The sequence below is a fragment of the Actinomyces capricornis genome, assembly GCF_019974135.1.
GTDB classification, from domain to species: domain Bacteria; phylum Actinomycetota; class Actinomycetes; order Actinomycetales; family Actinomycetaceae; genus Actinomyces; species Actinomyces capricornis.
Genome location: NZ_AP025017.1, coordinates 321,315 through 337,659, shown reverse-complemented (window position 1 = coordinate 337,659; position 16,345 = coordinate 321,315). Strand labels below are relative to the sequence as shown.

Annotated in this window: 12 protein-coding genes; 5 read left to right on the top strand and 7 right to left on the bottom strand. The window is 71.4% G+C overall.

The window, feature by feature from the left end:
- The first annotated feature begins 20 nt into the window (after window positions 1–20).
- The 3 genes from ettA (at window position 21) to MANAM107_RS01390 (ending at window position 2,715) form a co-directional block, all read left to right on the top strand.
- Window positions 21–1,703, top strand: a complete 1,683-nt coding sequence (gene ettA, locus MANAM107_RS01400) for an energy-dependent translational throttle protein EttA (RefSeq protein WP_223910167.1) — start codon at window positions 21–23, stop codon at window positions 1,701–1,703.
- Window positions 1,704–2,101: 398 nt separating this feature from the next.
- Window positions 2,102–2,326 carry a type II toxin-antitoxin system Phd/YefM family antitoxin gene (locus MANAM107_RS01395; protein WP_223910164.1) on the top strand — a complete coding sequence of 75 codons (225 nt, stop codon included), beginning with the start codon at window positions 2,102–2,104 and terminating at the stop codon, window positions 2,324–2,326.
- Complete coding sequence (locus MANAM107_RS01390) at window positions 2,323–2,715, top strand: type II toxin-antitoxin system VapC family toxin (RefSeq protein ID WP_223910161.1); 393 nt, start codon at window positions 2,323–2,325, stop codon at window positions 2,713–2,715. The genes MANAM107_RS01395 and MANAM107_RS01390 overlap by 4 nt, the downstream gene beginning before the upstream one ends.
- 87 nt (window positions 2,716–2,802) lie before the next feature.
- Here MANAM107_RS01390 and MANAM107_RS01385 read toward each other — a convergent pair whose 3' ends face one another.
- Window positions 2,803–3,768: an acyl-CoA thioesterase gene (locus MANAM107_RS01385; protein WP_179899892.1), complete on the bottom strand. Its 966-nt coding sequence runs from the start codon at window positions 3,766–3,768 to the stop codon at window positions 2,803–2,805.
- Window positions 3,765–5,462 carry a phosphoenolpyruvate--protein phosphotransferase gene (gene ptsP / locus MANAM107_RS01380; RefSeq protein ID WP_223910158.1) on the bottom strand — a complete coding sequence of 566 codons (1,698 nt, stop codon included), beginning with the start codon at window positions 5,460–5,462 and terminating at the stop codon, window positions 3,765–3,767. Before ptsP ends, MANAM107_RS01385 begins: the two co-directional genes overlap by 4 nt.
- A gap of 251 nt (window positions 5,463–5,713) precedes the next feature.
- On the opposite strand from ptsP, the gene MANAM107_RS01375 reads away from it, so the two are divergent.
- Together MANAM107_RS01375 and malQ are read left to right on the top strand one after the other, a co-directional pair.
- A complete protein-coding gene (locus tag MANAM107_RS01375; protein WP_179899890.1) occupies window positions 5,714–5,941 on the top strand; it encodes a PTS sugar transporter subunit IIB in 228 nt (75 codons plus the stop codon).
- 272 nt (window positions 5,942–6,213) lie between these two features.
- Window positions 6,214–8,376: a 4-alpha-glucanotransferase gene (gene malQ / locus MANAM107_RS01370; RefSeq protein WP_223910156.1), complete on the top strand. Its 2,163-nt coding sequence runs from the start codon at window positions 6,214–6,216 to the stop codon at window positions 8,374–8,376.
- Between the two features lie 17 nt (window positions 8,377–8,393).
- On the opposite strand, the gene MANAM107_RS01365 is transcribed toward malQ, so the two are convergent.
- From MANAM107_RS01365 to MANAM107_RS01345, 5 genes are all read right to left on the bottom strand, one after another.
- A complete protein-coding gene (locus MANAM107_RS01365) occupies window positions 8,394–8,852 on the bottom strand; it encodes a PTS sugar transporter subunit IIA (RefSeq protein WP_223910153.1) in 459 nt (152 codons plus the stop codon).
- Complete coding sequence (gene pepN, locus MANAM107_RS01360) at window positions 8,849–11,425, bottom strand: aminopeptidase N (protein ID WP_223910150.1); 2,577 nt, start codon at window positions 11,423–11,425, stop codon at window positions 8,849–8,851. The genes MANAM107_RS01365 and pepN overlap by 4 nt, the downstream gene beginning before the upstream one ends.
- Window positions 11,426–11,671: 246 nt before the next feature.
- On the bottom strand, window positions 11,672–12,778 hold the full coding sequence (locus tag MANAM107_RS01355) for an LCP family protein (RefSeq protein ID WP_223910147.1): 1,107 nt from the start codon (window positions 12,776–12,778) through the stop codon (window positions 11,672–11,674).
- A gap of 20 nt (window positions 12,779–12,798) precedes the next feature.
- On the bottom strand, window positions 12,799–13,788 hold the full coding sequence (locus tag MANAM107_RS13005) for an LPXTG cell wall anchor domain-containing protein (RefSeq protein WP_263421909.1): 990 nt from the start codon (window positions 13,786–13,788) through the stop codon (window positions 12,799–12,801).
- Between the two features lie 376 nt (window positions 13,789–14,164).
- Window positions 14,165–16,333, bottom strand: coding sequence for a M13 family metallopeptidase (locus MANAM107_RS01345; RefSeq protein WP_223910144.1), 2,169 nt, complete (start codon window positions 16,331–16,333; stop codon window positions 14,165–14,167).
- Between the last annotated feature and the right edge of the window lie 12 nt (window positions 16,334–16,345).

The following is a 16,345-nucleotide window of genomic DNA, read 5'->3' as shown; positions in this document are numbered from 1 at the left end:
ACGAAAGGCGCAGCGAAGCAGTGGCTGAGTACATCTACCAGATGATCAAGGCGCGCAAGGCCCACGGCGACAAGGTCATCCTCGACGACGTCACCATGGCCTTCTTCCCCGGGGCCAAGATCGGCATGGTCGGCCCCAACGGGGCGGGCAAGTCCTCCATCCTCAAGATCATGGCCGGCATCGACCAGCCCTCCAACGGCGAGGCCCGCCTGACCCCCGGCTACTCCGTGGGCATCCTGCTCCAGGAGCCCCCGCTCAACGAGGACAAGACCGTCCTGGGCAATGTCGAGGAGGGCGTGGCCGGCATCAAGGCCAAGCTGGACCGCTTCAACGAGATCAGCGCCCTCATGGCCGACCCCGACGCCGACTACGACGCCCTCCTGGCCGAGATGGGCACCCTCCAGGACGCCCTGGACGCTGCCAACGCCTGGGACCTGGACTCCCAGCTGGAGCAGGCCATGGACGCACTGCGCTGCCCGCCGCCCGACGCCGAGGTCAAGCACCTCTCCGGTGGTGAGCGCCGCCGCGTCGCGCTGTGCAAACTCCTCCTGGAGGCCCCCGACCTGCTCCTGCTCGATGAGCCCACCAACCACCTCGACGCCGAGTCCGTCCTGTGGCTGGAGCAGCACCTGGCCGCCTACAAGGGCGCCGTCATCGCCGTCACCCACGACCGCTACTTCCTGGACCACGTGGCCCAGTGGATCGCCGAGGTCGACCGCGGCCACCTCTACCCCTACGAGGGCAACTACTCCACGTACCTGGAGACCAAGGAGAAGCGCCTGGAGGTCCAGGGCAAGAAGGACGCCAAGCTCGCCAAGCGCCTCAAGGAGGAGCTGGAGTGGGTGCGCTCCTCGGCCAAGGGCCGCCAGGCCAAGTCCAAGGCCCGCCTGGCCCGCTACGAGGAGATGGCCGCCGAGGCCGAGCGCACCCGCAAGCTCGACTTCGAGGAGATCCAGATCCCGCCGGGCCCCCGCCTGGGTAACCAGGTCCTGGAGGCCACCGACCTCAACAAGGGCTTCGACGGGCGCACCCTCATCGACGGGCTGTCCTTCACCCTGCCGCGCAACGGCATCGTCGGCGTCGTGGGCCCCAACGGCGTGGGCAAGTCCACCCTGTTCAAGACCATCGTGGGCCTGGAGCCCCTCGACGGCGGGGACCTCAAGATCGGCCAGACGGTCAAGTTGTCCTACGTGGACCAGTCCCGCGCCGGCATCGACCCCAAGAAGACCCTGTGGGAGGTCGTCTCCGACGGCCTGGACTACATCAAGGTCGGCAACGTCGAGATGCCCTCGCGCGCCTATGTGGCCTCCTTCGGCTTCAAGGGCGCCGACCAGCAGAAGCCCGCCGGCGTGCTCTCCGGCGGTGAGCGCAACCGCCTCAACCTGGCCCTGACCCTCAAGCAGGGCGGCAACCTCATCCTGCTCGACGAGCCCACCAACGACCTGGACGTGGAGACCCTGTCCTCCCTGGAGAACGCCCTGCTGGAGTTCCCCGGCTGCGCCGTGGTCATCACCCACGACCGCTGGTTCCTCGACCGCGTGGCCACTCACATCCTGGCCTGGGAGGGCACCGATGAGGACCCCGCCCACTGGTACTGGTTCGAGGGGAACTTCGCCTCCTACGAGGAGAACAAGGTCGAGCGCCTCGGCCCCGAGGCCGCCCGCCCCCACCGCGTCACCTACAGGAAGCTCACACGCGACTGAGCCGAGTCAAGCCGAGCTTGCTCGAGCTTGCGAGGCGATGGAGTGTGTCGGACCCGCAGGGGAGCACACGCGACTGAGCCGAGTCAAGCCGAGCTTGCTCGAGTTTGCGAGGCGATGGAGTGTGTCGGACCCGCAGGGGAGCACACGCGACTGAGCCGAGTCAAGCCGAGCTTGCTCGAGTTTGCGAGGCGATGGAGTGTGTCGGACCCGCAGGGGAGCACACGCGACTGAGCCCCGCACCCTTTGCCGAGCCCGGCACTCCTACCGACAGACGGCGCCACCGCCCGCCTCGGTCAGGAGTGCCGGGCTCGGCGCTACGAGCCCTCCGCGGAGGCCCTGCGGGCCTGATGCTGGTCAGGCTGGTTGACCAAGGGTAGCCAGGTGGGGAGAATGGCTTCATGAGAACGGTGAAGGTGCAGGAGGCCAAGACCCACCTGTCCTCGCTGCTGGCGGAGGTCGAGCGCGGCGCCACGATCAGTATTGCCCGAGGGCCGCAGACCATTGCGCGACTCGTTCCCGCTCGCACTGGCGAGCGGGAGCTCGGCTTCGGCGGCTACCGATTGCCCGACTCGTTCTTCGATGAACTGCCCCCGGAGGAGCTCAGCGCCTGGGAGGGGGAGTGAGCGGCTACCTGCTCGATACCCACGCCCTCCTATGGGCCATCCATGAGCCCTCTCGCCTCGGTGAGCGCGCCTTTGAGGTGCTGCGGGAGCGGGAGAGCCTCCTGGTGGTCTCCACGGCGAGCGCTTGGGAGCTGTTCACGAAGCACCGTATAGGCAAGCTGCCCGGTGCGGGGCCGTGGCTCGATGCTCTTGAGGACCACGTGGCCCGGCTCGGAGCACAGGTGCTGCCGATCGGCTGGGGCGATGCCCGTCTCGGCTGCCAGCTCGAGTGGGACCACCGCGACCCGTTCGACCGGATGCTGGCAGCACAGGCGATCAGGGAGTCACTGGTCCTCATCACAGCCGATTCGGCCTTTGATGCGCTTCCAGGGCTCAGAACCCTGTGGTGACCTGAGGTCGGAGTACCGGTGGGGGACTGCCTTCCGCCTCCCCGCCCGCCATCGACCGGTCCGGGCCCGGTGCAGAGGAGCGTGCTCTCAGCCGGCCTCGCCGTCGAGGCGCACCTGCCAGCGGCCCGAGCCGTGGTCCGCGCCGCCATCGTCCCGGGGCATGCGCACCATGCCCTCCTGGGCGATGGTGCACACCAGGCGGCCCTGGGCGTCGTAGACCCGGGCCCGGCCCAGCCCGCGCCCGCCCTGGGAGCTGGGGGAGTCCTGGGCGAAGAGCAGCCACTCGCCCACATTGACATCCCGGTGGAACCACTGGGCGTGATCCAGGCTGGCCAGGCTCAGGCCCTGGCTGCGCCAGCACAGCCCCTGGCTGCGCAGCACCGGCTCCAGCATCACCTGGTCGCACACGTAGGTCAGCAGGGCCCGGTGCACCGTCTGGGAGGCCTCCGCGGGCACGGGGCCGCGGGCACGCATCCACAGGTGCTGGGTACTGGAGGGCTCAGGAGCGGGCCGCAGGTAGAGGTTGCCCTCCACATGCTTGATGTCGAAGGCCGCGGTGCGCCCCAGGAACTTGGCCACCGGGTGATCGATGGTCCGGAAGATCTCCAGGGCGCTGGTCAGCTCCTCGGGACCCGGCACCTCGGGCGCCTCCAGCTGTACATCGCTGCCCTCCTGCTCCTCCTGGTAGGAGGAGATCATGCTCAGGATCTCCACCCCCGCCTGGGAGGCCGTGGTGCGGCGCTGGGAGAAGGAGCGCCCATCGTGCAGGCGCTCGACCCGGAAGGTGATGGGCTCCTCCAGGCGCCCGCCCCGCATGAAGTAGGCGTGCACCGAGTGCGGCAGGCGCTCGCCGTCACCGTCGTCGGGCACCGTGGCAGCGGCCGCCAGCAGGCCCTGGGCCACCACCTGCCCGCCGTAGACGCGGCCTGAGAGCTGGGGCAGGGAGGAGGCGGTGAACTCATCCCTCCCGCCCCCGGCATCGAGGTTCAGGATCCTGGCGACTGAGCCGAGTGGCTCCTGAGCGATGCTGGGGACGGGATAGGGAATCGTCACAGGCCGAGCTCCTCCAGGATCGCCAGCCTGGAGCGGACGGCCTCGCGGGCGTCCTCGGCGGTGGGGGAGTCCACGGCGAGGCGCGCCAGCTCCTGGCACTCGGCGAAGGTCACCGACTTCAGCACGGCGTCGACATCGGGCAGGGCGCGCGCCGTCATCGACAGGGAGGCCACGCCCAGGCCCACGAGCACCGTGGCCAGGGCAGGATCGGCGGCGGCCTCACCGCACACGCCCACCGGGCGGCTGCGGTGCGTCGAGCCCTCACAGGCGGCGGCGATGAGCCGCAGCACGGCGGGCTGCCAGGCCGTGGACAGGTCGGCCAGGGAGGACAGCAGGCGGTCGGCGGCCATGACGTACTGGGTGAGGTCATTGGTGCCGATGGAGGCGAAGTCGGCGTGCTCGAAGAGCTTGTCGGCCATGAGCGCGGCCGAGGGCACCTCGATCATCATGCCGGCGGTCTGCAGGCCGTAGGAGCGGGCCTTCTCGGTGAAGGCCCGGGCCTCCTCGGTGGTGGAGATCATGGGGGCCATCACCCACACCTTGGCCTCCGTGGCGGCCTCGGCCTTGGCCAGGGCCTCGAGCTGGTGGTCCAGCACATCGGGGTCACGGCGGGTAGTGCGGTAGGCGCGCACGCCCAGGGCCGGGTTGGCCTCCGTGGCGTCAGTGAGGAAGGGCAGGGGCTTGTCGGCCCCGGCGTCCAGGGTCCGCACCACGACCTTCTTGCCCGGGAAGGCGGCCAGTACCCCGGTGTAGGCCTCCACCTGCGCCTCGACCGTGGGCTCCTCGGGCTGGTCCAGGAAGCAGAACTCGGTGCGGAACAGGCCGATGCCCATGGCGCCGGCCTCGGCGGCGCTGCGCGCACCGGCGGCGTCCCCGACATTGGCCAGCAGCTGGACCTCGCGGCCGTCCTTGGTGGCGCCGTCGCCGTTGAACACGCGCACCCGGGCCGCCAGCTCCTTGGCACGGCGCAGGGCGTCCTCGGAGGGGTTGAGGGTGATGGTTCCCTTGGTGCCGTCCACCAGGACGATGTCGCCGTCGGACAGGGCGTCGGTGACCTCCTCACCGGTGCCCACGATCGCGGGCATGCCCAGGGCGCGGGCGAGGATCGCGGTGTGGGAGGTGGGCCCGCCCTCGGAGGTGATGAAGGCCACGACCTTCTCGGGATCCAGCAGGGCGGTGTCGGCGGGCGCCAGGTCCTCGGCCACCAGCACGAAGGGCTCGGGCAGGCGGGGGATGCCCGGCATGGGGGAGTCGGTGAGCACCGCCACGATGCGGTCGCGCACATCGGCGACGTCGCGGGTGCGCTCGGCCATGTAGCCGCCCAGGGACTCCAGCATGGAGGCCAGGGTGCCGGCCGCCTCCCACACGGCGCGCGCCGGGACCAGGCGGCGCTCGCGCACCATCGCCTGGGCCGAGGAGGTCAACGTGGGGTCGGCGGCCATCTGAGCGGTGGTCTCCAGCAGGGTGCGGGCCTCGGCCTTGGCCTCGGCCGCGGACAGCTCCAGGCCCTTCTTGACCCGCTGCGCCGCCTCGGCGATGCGCTCGCACTCCTTCTCCAGGTCGGTATCGGAGGGCAGAGTCGCGATCTCGGGCTCGGGAATCGACGGCGCCATGCGGGCGACAGGCCCGGCGACCAGGCCGGGGCTCACGCCGATGCCTGCGAGGGTGGTAGGGGTGACGTCTGACGCGCTCATTGCGTGCTCCTCATCGGAGGCGATACGGGATCAGCGCTCATTGTGCCCTGCCTGCACCCCATCCGAGGGCATTCCGCCAGGGGAATAAATCTTGCACGGTGGTTGACGCTGCACTCACAGCGAAGCCTCCCGGGTCGGGACCTGAGATAAAGTGATGACGAGCACGACTGGTCCCGAACCGTCCCCGCTCCCGCCTCCCGGCACCGCCGGCGCCGGAGGGCGGCCGGAGGACATGAGCACGAGGAGTTTTCATGAGTAAGGCAGCACAGATCATCGCCGGACTGGGCGGTCAGGAGAACATCGTCGACCTGGAGCCCTGCATCACCCGCCTGCGCGTGGAGGTGGCGGACCAGGACAAGGTCGAGGAGGAGGCCCTGCGCGCCGCCGGCGCCTTCGGGGTCGTGCGCTCGGGCAGCGTCGTCCAGGTCGTCGTCGGCCCGACGGCCGATGACCTGGCCTCGCAGATCGCCAAGCTCTGAGGCCAGGGGCCCGGCGCCGGGCGGGCCCGTGTGGCGCGGACCTGAGGCGCTCCGGGCCGGGCCCACCACGGATGGCGCCCCGGGGCGCGGCGGAGTGGACCAGGACCCCACCCGTTGTGCAAACTTTGCTGCAACGCATGGATCGCCCAGCGCTCGGCAGCGTCGCCCCCGGACGGCGAGGCACACGTGGGCACGGCACCACGCGCCCCATCCCTGCGGGCTGGCCCCGGCCTCCCGCGCACAACTGCAAACGGCAAGGCTGGCCCAAGCACATGACTGAGATCAACGACGACCACATCCCGGCTTCTGAAAGCCTCAAGCACCTGGCGGAGGTCCACGGAGTCTCCACCGAGTACTGGGACTACCACGGCAGGCTCGCCTCGCCCAGGCGCGCCACCCTCGTGGCAGTCCTGGCCGCCCTGGGCGTCAAGGCCCGCGACGAGGAGGAGATCGAGGAGGCCCTCAAGGAGCACGACATCGCCCCCTGGCGGCGCACCCTGCCCCCCACGGTGGTCATGCGGGCCGGGACGCCCTCCGGCGTCGTCGTCCACCTGCCCGACGGTGCCTCGGTGAGCCTGCGCGTGCGCCTGGAGGGCGGGGGCGAGAGAACGCTGCTCCAGACCGAGGACTTCACCGTGCCCCGACAGGTCGATGGGGTCCTGCGCGGCCGGGCCTCCTTCAACCTCCCCGGCGACCTGCCCCTGGGCTGGCACACGCTGGTCGCCCAGGTCGGCCCCGCCCGCGGCCAGGCCGCCACCACCGCCACCGCCGCGCTGGCCGTGACCCCCGAGCGCCTGGAGCTGCCCGAGTCCCTGGGCGGCCGCGGCTGGGGCGCCATGGCCCAGCTCTACTCCGTGCGCTCGCGCCAGTCCTGGGGAGTGGGCGACGCCGACGACCTCACCGAGCTGGTCAGCTTCCTGGGCGATGAGGGTGCCGACTTCCTGCTCATCAACCCCCTGCACGCCGCCGAGCCGGCGGGGGCCATGACCCCCTCGCCCTACCTGCCGGTCACCCGCCGCTTCATCAACCCCATCTACATCCGCCCCGAGAACATCCTGGAGGTCTCGCGCCTGTCCGGGCCGCGCCGCTCCCTGGTGCAGTGGGCGGTCGAGGAGGTCCAGGAGACCAACCTGGATACCGAGCCCATCGACCGCGACGCGGTGTGGAAGGCCAAGCGGGAGGCCCTGGAGGTCATCTTCGCCGTGGGCCGCTCCTACTCGCGCCAGCGCGACTTCGAGCGCTTCAGGGCCGAGCAGGGCGAGGGCCTGGAGCGCTTCGCCCTGTGGAGTGCCCTGACCGAGAAGTACGGCCCCCTGGAGGAGTGGCCCTCCACGCTGCACGACGCCGACTCCGCCTACGTGGCCAATGAGGCCCACAGCCTGGCCGAGCGCATCGACTTCTACGCCTGGCTGCAGTGGATCGTCGACGAGCAGCTCGCCCGCGCCCAGGCCACCGCCCTGGAGTCGGGGATGGCCCTGGGCATCATGGGGGACCTGGCCGTGGGCGTCCACCCGCGGGGGGCCGACGTGTGGTCCGACCCGCAGGCCTTCGCCCCGGGAGTCACGGTGGGCGCCCCGCCGGACATGTACAACCAGCAGGGGCAGAACTGGTCCCAGCCGCCGTGGAGCCCCGAGCACCTGGCCGAGTCCGCCTATGCGCCCCTGCGCGAGGTCGTGCGCTACGTGCTGCGCCACGCCGGGGCGCTGCGGGTGGACCACATCATCGGCCTGTTCCGCCTGTGGTGGATCCCCGAGGGCCTGGGCGCCGACGCCGGGGCCTACGTGCGCTACGACCACGAGGCCATGGTCGGCGTCGTGCTCCTGGAGGCCTACCGGGCCGGCGCCACCATCATCGGCGAGGACCTGGGCACCGTTGAGCCGTGGGCCCGGGAGTACCTGGCCAGCCGGGGGGTGCTGGGCACCAGTGTCCTGTGGTTCGAGAAGCAGCACGACGGCTGGCCCCTCCAGCCCGAGGTCTACCGCCACCTGGCCCTGTCCACCGTCAACACCCACGACCTGCCCCCCACCGCCGGTTACCTGGCCGACGAGCACGTCGAGCTGCGCGAGCGCCTGGGCCTGTTGAGCGAGCCCGTGGACCAGGTGCGCGCCGAGGCCCGCCTGGAGCGCGATCGCATGATCGTGCGGCTGCGCGAGCACGGCCTGCTGGGGGAGAGCCCCACCGAGCGCGAGATCGTCGAGGCCCTCCACCGCTACGTGGTGCGCACCCCCTCGGCCCTGGTGGGTGTGGCCCTGGTCGACGGCGTCGGCGAGCGCCGCACCCAGAACCAGCCCGGCACCGATGAGGAGTACCCCAACTGGAAGATCCCGCTGGCCGACGGTGCCGGCGAGGTGGTCCTGGTCGAGGACCTGCCCGGCAATGTCCGCCTGGGCAGCCTGCTGGCCGCCGTGCGCGAGGAGATCGACCTGCGCTCCTAGCGCCGGGCTCCCGGCTCCTAGCCCCAGCGCAGCAGGGCCTGGCCCGCCCGGACCCGCGTTCCCGGTCCGGGCAGGCTCAGGTCGCGCTCCCGACCACCCAAGGCCACCAGGGGCACGATCGGGTTAAGACCCGCGGCCTCCACCGCCGCCGGGGACCAGGAGACCACCGGTCGGCCCGCCTCGACCTCCTGACCGCGGTGGGCCAGGACCTCGAAGTGCCGGCCCTCCAGCCCCACCGTCTCCAGGCCCAGGTGGACCAGGACCTCGCGCCCATCGGGAGCGGTGATGACGAAGGCATGGGGGTGGAGGGAGGAGACGGCGCCTCCCACTGGTGCCAGGGCCGGGGAGCATCCCGGCGCCCGCTCGGGCGCGATGGCCAGGCCCGGTCCCAGGAGACGGCCGGAGAAGACCGGATCGGGGACCTCGGCGATGCCCACCACCACGCCGCTCACGGGCGCCAGGATGCTCAGGCTCACCGCAGCTCCGTCTCCGCCTGCTGGGCCCTGGCCGTGCGCTCAGCCGCATCCAGATTCTCGCGCACGGTGCGACGCAGCGCGGCCGGCGCCTGCTCGTGCTCGGACAGCCAGGCGCGCAGCGCGCCGATGGGGTCGGCCCCCTCCAGGCCCACCGTGGCCGAGGACCACAGACCGCTGAGCAGGTTCTCGGCCATGTGGAAGGTCCGCGACTCCCAGATCCCCTCGGCCTCGCGCACGTACTCGGCGATGTAGGGGACGAGCAGCTCGGGGCTGCGCCCCACATTGGTCAGGCCCCGCAGGACGCGCACCTGCGTCTCATTGGGCATGGAGGCGTTGTCCACCAGCTCGCGCCACGTGGCCTCCTTGGCCTGGGGGGTGGGGATGGAGGCCCGGGCCTCGGCGGCGCGCTCGCGACCCGTGGTGGTCACATCCCGCTCGGCCTCGGCCTCGATCTGCTCCTGGCCGTAGCGCCCGGCGGCCACCAGGCCGATGAGCAGCTCCCAGCGCAGGTCCTGGTCCACGGCCAGGCCCTCCAGCACCGCCGTGCCCTCCAGGATGCCGGCCACCGCCTCGAGCTGGTCGGGGGTCGTGGCGTGGGCGGCCACGGCGCGCACGAGCTGGAGCTGCTTGTCGCTGCCGGGCCGGGCCGCACGGGCCAGGTCCAGCAGGCCCTGGGCGGTGGGGGCGGCCAGCTCGCGGCGCCGCTGCGGGGGCAGGTAGGCCGACAGGCAGGTGGCGATCCGGCTGAGCAGCCCCTGGAGCACCGAGGAGTGCTCCTCGACCTCCAGGGCGCGCAGGGCCGCCTGGATGAACCGCGAGGAGGCCAGCTCGCCGTCGCGGACCATGTCCCAGGCCGAGGCCAGCACCACCGAGCGCGGCAGGGAGTCGGTGAAGGCCTCGATGTGCTCCAGGCCCAGGCGCAGGGAGTCCTCATCGAGGCGGGCCTTGGCGTAGGTGAGGTCCTCGTCGTTGAGGACGACGACGTCAGGGCGGGGCGAGCCGACCAGCTGGGGCACCGGTGTCAGTTCGCCGTCGACGTCGAGCTCCACGCGCCCGGTGCGCTCCAGGCGGGCCTGCTCGCCCTGGCCGGTGAGGCTGTAGAGGCCCAGGACCACGCGGTGGGGGCGCAGCGAGGCCGGGGAGCCCTCGGGGATCTCCTGGCGGATGGCGGCCTGGGAGACCAGCCCGTCGGTGAGCGCGAGCTCGGTGCGCAGCGTGGTCACCCCCGCCTCCTGGAGCCAGACCCGGGTCCAGGCCGACAGGTCGCGTCCCGAGACGGCCTCGAGCTCGGCCAGCAGGTCGGTCAGCTCGGCGTTGGCGTAGGCGTGGGCGGCCAGGTAGTTCTTGATCCCGGTGAAGAAGTTCTCCCGGCCCACGTAGCCCACGAGGGCGGCCAGCACCGAGGCGCCCTTGGCATAGGTGATGCCGTCGAAGTTGACCTCGACGTCGTGCAGGTCGTTGATCTCGGCGGCCACGGGGTGGGTGGAGGAGAGCTGGTCCTGGTTGTAGGCCCAGCCCTTCTCAATGGTCTGGAAGGTGGTCCAGGCATCCGACCAGCGCGTGGTCTCGGCGGTGGCCAGGGTGGAGGTGTACTCGGCGAAGGACTCGTTGAGCCACAGGTCGTTCCACCACTTCATCGTCACCATGTCGCCGAACCACATGTGGGCCAGCTCGTGGAGGATCGTCACGGCGCGCCGCTCCACGCGGGCCTCAACCGGCCGGGAGCGGAAGATGTAGTCATCGCGGTGGGTCACGCAGCCGGCGTTCTCCATGGCCCCGGCATTGAACTCGGGCACGAAGATCTGGTCGTACTTGGTGAAGGCGTAGGGGGTGCCGAACAGCTCCTCGTAGTAGGCGAAGCCCTTCTTGGTGATCTCCAGGATCTCGGCCGAATCCATGTGCTGGGTCAGGCTGGCGCGGCAGTAGACGCCCAGGGGGATGACGCGGCCGTCGTCGGCCACGTACTCGTCCCTGACCCCCTCGTACGGCCCGGCCACGATCGCGGTGATGTAGGAGCTCATGCGCTCGGTGGGGGCGAAGGCGAAGGTGTGGGCCTCCGGCCCGGCGTCGGTGGGCTCGGGCGTGGGGGAGTTGGACAGGACGGTCCAGGGGCGCGGGACGGTGACGGTGAAGGTGAAGGAGGCTTTGAGGTCGGGCTGCTCGAAGACGGCGTAGACGCGGCGGGAGTCGGGCACCTCGAACTGGGTGTAGAGGTAGGTCTGGCCGTCGGCGGGGTCGGTGAAGCGGTGGAGCCCCTCACCGGTGTGCATGTAGGAGCAGTCGGCCTCCACGACGAGCACGTTGTCCTGCGCCAAGTCCTCCAGGGCGATGCGCGAGTCGGCGTAGACCTCCTGGGGGTCCAGGACGCGGCCGTTGAGGACGATGCGGTGGACCTCCTCGGCGATGAGGTCGATGAAGGTGGAGCCGCCGGGGGTGGCGCTGAAGCGCGCGGTGGTGGTGGAGCTGAAGGTCTGCTCGCCGCGCGTGAGGTCCAGGACGACGTCGTAGCTGGTGGTGGTGACGGTGGCGGCGCGTGCGACGGCCTCGTCGCGGGTCAGGTTCTGACCGGGCATGTGTGCTCCTCGATAGGGGTCGATGGGATGGCTCGGCCGGGTCTGCCGCACCGGCGCGGGAGTCGGGGCCGGAGCCGTCGCCGATTGTCTCACCGCTCCCGCCCGGGGTGAAACACCGCCGGCCCCGGCCCGCCACCCCGGGGCGTCGCGTCGCACTGCGCCCGTCCCGCCCCGGCGGGCCCGGCCTCACCGGTCTCGACGGCCCAGTACCGGCCGACCGCGTTGACAACCCCCGGGCAAGCGCGGCTAAGGCGTGGCCGGGGTGCAGGCCCCGCGGGTGTAGCCGTGCTGGGCGAGGACCTCGTGGCTGCGCTCATCGGGGAAGGCCATCACGCTGCCGGCCTGGATGGGCAGGGGCAGGCCCTCCACCGTGAGGGTGCCGGCGCGGTGGGCGCGGGAGGCCGAGCGAGCCAGGGAGAGCAGGTCCAGGGTGCCGGTGCCCTCATCGAGGGAGAGGTGGGAGGCGATCTGGTGGATCCGTGTGCGCATCGTCCACGGGTTGGCCGAGCCGTCACTCAGGGCGCTGAGCATCGCCGTCATGACGGTGGAGGTCGACTCGCTGCGACGCTGGTTCCCCTCGGCCTCGTCCAGGGGCGTCCAGGAGCCTCCGCGCAGGACCTCGGGGTGGCGGGAGCGGACCAGGGCCAGGGCCTGGATACCGTCCAGTCGCTGGCGCCCCGCCTGGGGCAGGTCCAGACCGGAGTAGCCGTCCCGCACGGGCTCGGGGATCTCGACCTCCACGCCGCCCAGGGAGTCGATGATCGCGGCGAACTGGGCCATGTCGATGGTCACCAGGTGGGTGGTGGTCACCCCCAGGGCGCTGCACAGGAGGTCGACGGTGTACTGGGGGCCGTGCAGGTAGCTGGTGGCCAGTCGCTCCAGCTGACCGCCGGGGGCGCCGGCGGTCAGCTCGCGGGGGAGGGTGAGCACGGACAGTCCCTGCTCGCCGGGCCGGACCAGGGCGATGATATCGGCCCGGGAGCCCTCCACCTCGGCGGTGGTGCCGTAGTGGTTGGGGCCCGCGGGCACTGTCTCGCGGGAGTCCAGGCCCAGGATGAGCCAGGTCTGGGGGGAGGCGGAGGCCTGGGCGGTGGGCCGGGGCAGGGCCACCTCCACCCGCTGGGGCCGGCGCGAGAGGACCGCGAGGTCGGTGCAGACCGCGACCACCAGGGCCAGGACGAGGCCGACGACGATGAGCCCCAGGCGCCGTCGTCGGGACCAGCCAGGGGGCGGCGACCAGTGGCGGCGGGGCGTTCCCTGTGCGCTGGGGGAGGAGGAACGGGATGAGAACTCCGCCGGGGAGGGCACGGTGGGCGTGCCCTCCCCGGCGGAGGAAGTGGACGTCTGGGTCATCCCAGCATCATGCAGGCTTCTCAGGCCTTGCGACGACGGACGTAGAGCACGCCGCCACCGATGGCCACCAGGGCCAGGGCGATGCCGCCGAAGAGCATGCCGTTGGCACCGGTGCGGGCCAGGGCCGAGTCGCCCCGGGCGGGGGCGGCGGCCTGGGTGGCGCCGGCGGTCACCGAGACGGTGGCGCCGTTGCCCTGGGCGGAGGCGGGCTGCTGGGCGGCGGCGGTACCGGTGGAGCCCACGGTGCCGTCATTGCCCTGGGAGCCGGTGCCGGTGCCGTCCTCCACGGCGCTGTAGGTGCCACCGGAGACCTGGATGAGCTTGATCGAGTTGGCCGACTCGCCGTAGCGGCTGCCGGTGATGACCAGGCGGTAGGTGCCGTCGGGCACGTCCGTGGGGGCGGAGAAGGAGCCGCTGCCATCGCCGTTCTCGTCGATGGTGATGCTGCCCAGGGTGGCCACGACGGCGCCGTCCTCAACCGTGTTGAGGGTGACGGTGGCGGTCTCGCCGTTGGAGAAGCCGCCGACCTTCACGCTGATGGTCTGGGCTCCGGCCTCGCCCTCGATGGTGTAGCTGCCGGTGACCTCGGTGGTGTCGAAGACGACGCCCTCGGCGTCGGTGCCGGTCAGACCGCTGTAGGTACCGCAGGCGGCGGCGATGTGCCAGCCGTCCTGGTTCGGGTCGCCGCCGCTGGCCTTGATGGCTGCGGCAACGTCCAGGGTGGTGCTCCAGGAGCCGTCCGCGGCGGGCGTCACGGTCACGCCGCCGGAGACGTCATTGCTGCCAGGGGGCAGCAGGGCCACGCCGACGGTGGCGTTCTCCCCGGTGCAGCCGACGCCGGAGACGGCCAGCGCGGTGTCCGCGGGGTTGAGGACATTGTTGACACTCGTGATGTCGAACTGGCTGTCAGTGGATGTGGACTCGTCGGCCAGGGCCGGCGCAGCGACAAGGGAGGCGCCGAGGATGGTGGCGCCGACGCTGACGGCGATGAGGGGGCGTCCGGGACGCATTGAGACCTCCAAGGGTGGGATTGGGTTCTGTTGGGTTCTAGTGCGGGCTACGCCTCGAACGGGATCGTGACGTTGCTGTGATCACGACGAGGCTAGCGCGAAACCCCCGGGGCGCGCCATCTTTGACGGTGATGAAAATGTGATCTTCCTCGGATGCCTGCGGCTTGCGGCGTCGTGGCGCGGTCCGGTAAGGCTCGGCCGGGAGCGCCTTCGAATGGGAACGGCGCTGGTCAGGGGATGAATGCCTTGCCTCCGGGGTGCGGTGGAGGCATGCGCGGGCCCTGGGACGGCACACGCGGCTCCCCCTGGGAGCCGGCACCGGCCCGAGTGCCTCCCGGGCGCGTCGCGGGCCGGCCCGTTCACCGGGCCGGCCGGCTCACCAGATGGAGACCCGCTTGTCGGGGTCCAGCCACAGGGCGTCGTCGGGGCCCAGGTCGAAGGCCTCGTAGAAGGCGTCCATATTGCGCACGATCCCGTTGCAGCGGAACTCCGCGGGGGAGTGCGGGTCGATGGTCAGCAGCAGCTCGGCATAGTCCTCGCGGTTCTTCGAGCGCCAGATGCGCGCCCAGGAGTAGAAGAAGCGCTCCATGGCGGTCAGCCCCTCGATGACCGGGGCCTGGTCCACCGACTCGATGCCCTTCGCGGCCAGTGCCAGGCGGTAGGCCTTCAGGGCGATGCCCAGGCCGCCCAGGTCGCCGATGTTCTCCCCGATGGTCAGGGCGCCATTGACATGGGGCACCTCCTGGGCGGGGGTACCGGCGGCCTCGGCGCGCTCCACCAGCTGGGCGGGGCGGTAGGCGTCGTACTGAGCGATGAGGGCCCGGGTGCGCTCGGTGAAGGCCTCCCGGTCCTCGGGGGTCCACCAGTCGCTGACCTTCCCGGTCCCATCGAAGGTCGAGCCCTGGTCATCGAAGCCGTGCCCGATCTCGTGGCCGATGACCGCGCCGATGCCCGCGTAGTTGACGGCGTCGTCGGCCTGCGGGTCGAAGAAGGGCGGCTGGAGGATCGCGGCGGGGAAGACGATCTCATTCATCGTCGGGTTGTAGTAGGCGTTGACCGTCTGGGGCGTCATATGCCACTCATCGCGGTCCACCGGGCCGGTGAGCTTGTCCAGGGCCCGGGCCAGGTCCGCGGCCTCCACACTGCGCACCGAGGACATGACATCGCCCGGGGTCACCACCACGGCGGAGTAGTCCCGCCACTTGACCGGGTAGCCGATCTTGGGGGTGAACAGGGCCAGCTTCTCCAGGGCCCGCTCGCGGGTGGTCCGGCTCATCCACTCCAGGGAGGAGATGGACTCGCGGTAGGCCTCGATGAGGCGGGCCACCAGCTCCTCCATGGCCTCCTTGTGCGGGGCGGGGAAGTGGCGCTCGACGTACAGCTCCCCCAGGGCCTCGCCCAGGCAGGACTCCACCAGGCCCACCCCCCGCTTCCAGCGCGGCCGCAGCTCATCGGTGCCCTGGAGGGTGCGCCCGTAGAACTCGAAGCTCTCCTCCACGAAGGCCGCCGGCAGCAGGGAGGCCCGGCCGTGGACCACGTGCCACGCCGCCCAGGCCCTGAGGTCCTCCAGGTCGGTGGACTCCCACACGCCCGCGGCATGCGGCAGGTAGTCGGGCTGGGTGACGATGGCCTCATCGAGCAGGCGCGTGTGCTCCACGCCGGCCGCGGCGGCTGCCTGCTCCACCCCCGCGCGCCACTCCCGCCAGGGAAGGCCCGGGGCCGAGTCCGCCGCCTCCTGCCAGGACATCGGGTTGTTCATCCTCTCGATGTCACGGCAGGCCACCCGGTCCCAGTGCCCCTTGGCCAGCGCCGTCTCCAGGGCCATGATCCGACCGGCCAGATCCTCGGCCGGGGCGCCCAGGCGCTGGGGCAGGCCCGCCAGCCCCAGCATCCTGGCCACATGCGCCGTGTAGGCCCGCCTCAGCTCGGCCTGGGCCTCCTCGCGGTAGTAGGACTCGTCGGGAAGGCCGAGCCCCGACTGCCCGATCCAGGTGGTGTAGCGCTGCGGGTCGTTGAGGTCCACCTCCACGGCGGCGTCGATGACACCGGTGAAGCCGGTGGCGATCATGGCCCCCAGGGCCCGGGCCAGCTCCTCCTTGGTCGAGGCCTCCAGCACCGGGGCGAGATCGGCCTCCAGGGGGGCGGTGCCCAGGGACTCGATGCGCTCCTCATCCATGAAGGAGGCATACAGGGCGCCGATCCGCTCGCTATTCGATGCGGCCGGAGCCTGCGCGCCGGAGTCCTGCACCTGGCGGGCCGCCTCCTCGACGATCTCGCGGCAGGCCTCCTCCGAGGCGTCGCGCAGGGCGATGAAGGCGCCGGTGCCGGGCCGGTCGGCGGGGATCTCGGCCGTGGCCAGCCAGGATCCGTTGACGTAGCGGTACAGGTCGTCCTGGGGGCGTACGGCGTCGTCGACGGCACTGGTCTCCAGCACCCCGGCGATCGCCCGCGACTCTCCTGAGGACTCGGCGGCCCCGGCCGGCGCCGTCGGGTTGCCGGTTCGGTGGGAGGAGGACGAGGCGGGGGAGGCGGGGGCGTCAGTCATGGCGCCACGCTA